The organism is Thiomicrospira sp. (assembly GCF_036568485.1).
Taxonomy (GTDB): Bacteria; Pseudomonadota; Gammaproteobacteria; order Thiomicrospirales; family Thiomicrospiraceae; genus Thiomicrospira.
In genome coordinates this window covers 1-5,602 of record NZ_DATCSL010000099.1, presented here as the reverse complement: position 1 = coordinate 5,602, position 5,602 = coordinate 1, and the positions used below count along the sequence as shown (strand labels likewise).

The 5,602-nt window shown below is 42.3% G+C and carries 5 protein-coding genes and 1 pseudogene; 1 reads left to right on the top strand and 5 read right to left on the bottom strand.

The features are described 5' to 3' along the window. Positions 1 to 129: 129 nt before the first annotated feature. Positions 130 to 360, top strand: a pseudogene (locus VIM91_RS09815) (transposase); the annotation flags it as partial. Between the two features lie 199 nt (positions 361 to 559). Here the strand turns inward: VIM91_RS09815 and VIM91_RS09810 are convergent. The 5 genes from VIM91_RS09810 to VIM91_RS09790 form a co-directional block, all read right to left on the bottom strand. After that, positions 560 to 2,068, bottom strand: coding sequence for a multicopper oxidase family protein (locus tag VIM91_RS09810; protein WP_331864641.1), 1,509 nt, complete (start codon positions 2,066 to 2,068; stop codon positions 560 to 562). A 10-nt stretch (positions 2,069 to 2,078) separates the two neighbouring features. After that, positions 2,079 to 2,564, bottom strand: coding sequence for a c-type cytochrome (locus VIM91_RS09805; protein WP_208150900.1), 486 nt, complete (start codon positions 2,562 to 2,564; stop codon positions 2,079 to 2,081). A 69-nt stretch (positions 2,565 to 2,633) separates the two neighbouring features. Next, a complete protein-coding gene (locus VIM91_RS09800) occupies positions 2,634 to 3,350 on the bottom strand; it encodes a copper resistance protein B (protein WP_331864640.1) in 717 nt (238 codons plus the stop codon). Positions 3,351 to 3,375: 25 nt separating this feature from the next. Then, positions 3,376 to 5,400 carry a copper resistance system multicopper oxidase gene (locus VIM91_RS09795; RefSeq protein ID WP_331864639.1) on the bottom strand — a complete coding sequence of 675 codons (2,025 nt, stop codon included), beginning with the start codon at positions 5,398 to 5,400 and terminating at the stop codon, positions 3,376 to 3,378. Between the two features lie 69 nt (positions 5,401 to 5,469). Then, on the bottom strand, positions 5,470 to 5,602 hold a 133-nt coding region (locus VIM91_RS09790; protein WP_331864642.1), incomplete at its 5' end, for an IS3 family transposase.

The following is a 5,602-nucleotide window of genomic DNA, read 5'->3' as shown; positions in this document are numbered from 1 at the left end:
TTTTAGTCCCGCATCCGATTCTTTAAGAATGGCGATGATTTGGGTTTCGGTAAATCGTGATTTCTTCATATCGGTCTCCTGCGTTAATGATCGCAGAAAACTCTATTTATCGTTGTCTCATTTTAGGGGAAGTGGACAGATAACCTCAGTGTGTACTTCAAATACCCTGAGTATATCCGACGGGTGATTTACACGACCAACGCGATTGAAGCGGTGCATCGCCAATTCCGTAAACTGACCAAAACCAAAGGTGGTTTTCCCAACGAAAATAGCTTGTTGAAGCTACTGTATGCTGGCATACTCAACGCGTCAAAAAAATGGACGATGCCGGTTCAGAACTGGAACCTTGCCTTGTCTTAGTTGGCCATCCACTTCGAGGGACGACTAGACAAGGTGTTGGATATTTAGAAAACTAGGGTGACACAGAATTTTGAACGCTCTCACGCTTGCAACGAGATCGGCTCTAATGGCGTATTTGGTCTGATGTGTTCGGCTAACTAGACTCGTCATAAAACTCCATAAAGCAACTCCCCACAGTTTATACATTTAAGCTATTGACCTACACCACAATAAATTGCCCCATCATTCCAGCATCTTCATGTTCCAAAATATGGCAATGGTACATATAAGCATCAGATGAACTTGAATAAGGGCCTGTCGGCAGCAATATTTTTACCGTTTCATCCTTATGAACGGTTACAGTATCTTTTAATCCCAATTCCCATGAAAGTGGAGGCTTTCCATTCCTTTCAAGCACTTTGAATTGTGTGTTATGTACATGAAAAGGATGGTGCATCATCGAAGGGTTTTGCAGTTCCCAGATTTCAAAGGTGTTTACTTTGAGTGTTTCGTTAACGACATTCATATCCCAGCTTTGCCCATTGATAGATAAGCCACCGTTACCAAACATCATTTGAGGCCCCATTTGCATTTCTAAATTCATTTTTCTAGTTTGGGCGACTGCTTGATTAGACCAATCTGGAAGCAGAACAAGTTGGCTAAGAGTTTTAGCTTTAACCCGTTCCGAGTGTCTAGGATCGACATGCATTAAATCGAATGTTTGATCTAAGTTTCCACGAACCATGCCTCTCATCATACCCATTGATAGGTTTCCGTAACCTTTAACTGTACGCAGAGATATGGACTTTCGATCAGATAAATCAACAATGATTTCCGCTCGTTCAGATGGTGCCAAACGCACTCTATTAGTAGTGATGGCTTGGCTCAAAAGGCCGCCATCAGTGGCAATTAATTCAAATGTTCTTAAATCAGAAAAAACCAGATCATAAAATCTCGCATTAGACGCATTGTGTAGGCGGAGGCGAATGCGGGTTTTCTCAGGTTCCAGTACAGAATTAGCAACTCCATTAACTAGCATTACGTTACCATGCATTCCTTGCATTTTATTCATGCGCTGATTGTTGTAGTAGAATTCACCGGCTTCATCAAATGAACGATCCATTATGATGACAGGATAATCATCAACGCCATATTCATGCGGTAGGTTTAATGCTTTATCACGTTCCTCATCAATAATTTGCATTTGTCCACCAAGGCCCTTCCAGACTTGCTCACCGGTTTTATGGTGAGTATGAGAGTGATAAAAAAGAGTGGATGGGTCATTAATCACTTTCCATTCAGCATTCCAAGTTTTGTTAGGAGCGATTTCTTGATGCGGCCCTCCGTCCTCACTAGCTGGCAGAATCATCCCGTGCCAATGCAATGCAACAGGTTCATTGAGTTGATTATTGACTTGCATTTTTACGGTTTGCCCTTTTTTCATTTGAAGGACGGGGGCAAGGAATGATTGATTGATACCTAATGTCTGAGTTGTCGTGTCAGGCAGGATACGGGTTTCACCTTGTTGAATATTTAATTTAAATACTTGCTTTCCTTGAATACTTTCTCCTGTTTCAACAGGTGGTAAATTGAATGTGCGTAATGGAAATTTTACGGATAGAAAATCTGAATCAGCAAAAGATTTAGCACTTATTCTAGAACTATTTAAGCCTGTTACAATTCCTGCTGCCGAGGCAAATCCCTTAGTAATAAAGTCACGCCTTTTCATAGTGTTCTCCTTACTTTAGACCGCCACGGTTTAGCCAAGCCTGGTAAATTTCATCAGACCAAAAATTTTGGAAATAAGCAATCGCCTGCAATCGCTCGGTTTGCGATAACTTATCTTCGAATCCTGGCATAGTGCCTCCCAAAGGAATGCCACCATAGACAATGGTACGATTGAGAATTTTTAAAGGGTGATGCCAAGCGTGCGCGGAACCATTTAAAGGTGGTGCTGGGTATTTGCCATTATCCAGAGTTTGTTTCCAATCTTTCACCAGACCTTGAGCCTGATCTCCGTGGCATGCTGCACAATTGGCTAAGAATACTTTTTTACCCATTTGTACATCTGTAGTTGAATACCATCGTTTTGTTGTTGCTTTTTCAGAATAAACGGTACTGTTATTAGCACTACTAGTGTCATTTTCTGATGATTGAGATTGTGTGTTTGTATCTGTACAAGCAGACAATAAAGTAGTACTTAAAAGAATAAACAAGTATTTCATACAATTTCCTTAGACTTGTTTAAGTTAAGGAAGCTTTAGTTTCTACAGCCTCCTTAACCGAATAAAAAATTAGAACCAGAAACGAACCCCTGCGACTAAGCTGGTTTCTTGTTCCTTACCGCCTTCAGTCTTGACATAGTCTGCAGTTGTGCCAAAGAATTGGTTGTAGGTTAAACCAATATAAGGCGCAAATTTACGGGTGATTTCGTAACGCAAACGTAAGCCTATATTTAGGTTGGATAACCCCGAACCTTTGCCCATTTTTTCGTTATCAAAAGAATATGCACTTAGCGCAATACTAGGCGTTAAAATCAGCTTTTGAGTGAATAACGCCTCATATTCCGATTCTAAACGAATCCCTAGGCCATCAGAGTTTGCCAATAAAAGTGCATTGGTTTCAAAGAAGTAGGGAGCAAGACCTTGCAGACCAATAGCAGCCCAGGTTTGGTTGGCTGCAGGTGTCGTGTCATAAGCCAATCCCAGTTGTAAATCCCAAAATTTTTCGATTGGCTTTGAATACAGCAGTTGGTTTTCGGATTCTGTTTTTCCCTGAACGCTTTCACCTTCGGACTTGAGGTATAACTTATGCCAGTCTTTACCTACCCATGCGCTTGCCGCCCAAGCTGTCGGGTTGTTTTCCTGATTGCTTATTTCCAGGTTATCCACGATTAAAGAGGCCAGTAATGGATCTCTTTCGCCGCCCGCTTGGGCAATCCCTGTAATTAAGGTTGTTGCAAAAAATGCTTGAATCAAAATAGAAACTGGTTTTTGAATTAGATTTTTCATGATTTCATTCCTTTTATTTCACCGGTTATCGAATTTGTACGCGTCTAAACATGCCCATCATGTGATAGAGCATGTGGCAGTGGAATGCCCAATCACCTCGCGCATCCATCGTCACGCGGTAACTGATTTTCGCGCCCGGTTGTACGACTATCGTATGCTTTCTCGGAATATGATTTTCATCCCCGGTTTCTAAATCACTCCAGACACCATGAAGGTGCATAGGGTGATTCATCATCGTATCGTTAATAAATGTGATACGAATTCGTTCACCGTATTCGAACTTTAACGGCGGTGCTTCATCAAAAGGAATACCATCAATCGACCACATATAACGCTCCATATTCCCAGTTAGGTGCAGAACGAGTTCTTTGCTTGGTTTTGGTTCATGACGGGTCGGGTAGAGGTTTTTAAGGTCGGCATAGGTCAGAACCCTGCGACCGTTATTTCGCAACCCTACGCCCGGATCATCTAAACGATACTTGGCCCCCATAGCACGCATATCAATTTGTGGCCCCTCTTTTCTAGGCACCTCCATTTGTGGAAGTTGAGGATTCATATCCATTGGAATCACAGCTGAATCCAAATCAACATTCATTGCCTGTGCATTGTGAGAGTGTTTGGAGTGGTCAACGTCACTTACATCCATGCCCATTTTCATTTTTTCCATCGCTAACGCGTGGCTGTAATCAGGGGTCTCATGTGCCATTGGCGCATTATGATCGGAATGACCATCAGAGTGATTATTCATCGAATTCATGTCGTGTCCCGAGCGATCCATGCTGTTATTGTTCATTGAACCCATATCGTGACCGGAGTGATCCATGCTGTTGTTGTTCATTGAACCCATATCGTGACCAGCATGCCTCATACCTTCCATGTCACCATGATCCATCCCCATATCGGTCATTGTGAGAATCGGTAACGGATCCATTTCGGGTGTCTCAGCAATCTGATTAGCATCCGTAGTTAATGAACCGATGGCATAACCTGTTCGGTCAATGGATTGTGCAAAAATGGCATAAGATGTTTGTTTTGAATCCGGTTCGACGATGACGTCATAGGTTTCTGCCACACCGATTCTGAATTCATCCACCTCTACAGGTTGAATGAGGTTCCCATCGGCAGCAATGACCGTCATTTTGAGCCCTGGAATGCGAACATCAAAAAATGTCATCGCGGCGGCATTAATAAAACGTAGACGAACTTTTTTGCCAGACTCAATTTGTGCACGCCAGTGAGCGTTAGGAGATAGGCCGTTCATCAGATAGGTGTAGGTTGCACCGGAAACGTCAGACAAATCGCGATCTGTCATTCTCATGGTGTTCCACATTTTTCTATTTTCCCAAGCTTTGGCAAAGCCCATTTCGCTGACTTCGTTAAAAAAGTCACCAACGGTTCTCTGACCAATATTGTAGAAATCTCCCATTTTTTTCAGGTTGGCATAGATGGTCTCTGGTGCAGTATCAGACCAATCAGAAAGCTGTACAACGTAGTCATAATCCGATTGCGCAGGTTCACTTTCTTTGGGAAGGATGACAATTGCGCCGTATACGCCAGTCTGTTCCTGGTATGCGGAGTGGCTGTGATACCAGTAAGTACCGGTTTGTTGAATAGTGAATTGATAAGTATAAGTTTCACCGGGTTTGATTCCATTAAAACTGAATCCAGGAACACCGTCCATGTTGGTTGGCAAGATGAGTCCATGCCAGTGAATAGATGAATCCACATCCAGTTCGTTTTTAACTCTTAAGGTGACGGTATCGCCTTCTCTGAATACCAATGTAGGGGCTGGAAGTGAGCCGTTGACCAAGGTTGCCACGCGTGTTTTGCCTGTGATATTGACGCGTTTTTCTGCAATGGTTAAATCAAACTCAGTCCCACTTAAAAGAGATTGTCTTGGGTAAAATTTCTCTGTGTTGTTTGAGATAAACTCATTGTTGGCTAAAGCTCGGGGAATTTGAGTCCCCAGTGCAGCCGCTGTTGAGGCTACAGTAACGCCTTTCACAAATTGACGACGTGATAGTTGAGTATTTTGAATATTAGTCTTCATGATCTAACTCCTTAAAAACAAAAGTAAAAACTACAATTTAATGTTTCGCAAATTCATAAAATGTACTGGTCAAGCAATTTCGGACACATCCCGTTTATAATTTTCATACTCAATAGGACTCATGTCACCATTGCTCGTATGAAGCCTTTCTAAGTTGTAATAGCGCATATACGCTTTCACATCGTCAATCATATGCTCATGG

Coding starts and splice junctions, on each gene's coding strand:
- VIM91_RS09810 (WP_331864641.1), bottom strand. CDS start 2,068: ATGAAAAGGCGTGACTTTATTACTAAGGGATTTGCCTCGGCAGCAGGA.
- VIM91_RS09805 (WP_208150900.1), bottom strand. CDS start 2,564: ATGAAATACTTGTTTATTCTTTTAAGTACTACTTTATTGTCTGCTTGT.
- VIM91_RS09800 (WP_331864640.1), bottom strand. CDS start 3,350: ATGAAAAATCTAATTCAAAAACCAGTTTCTATTTTGATTCAAGCATTT.
- VIM91_RS09795 (WP_331864639.1), bottom strand. CDS start 5,400: ATGAAGACTAATATTCAAAATACTCAACTATCACGTCGTCAATTTGTG.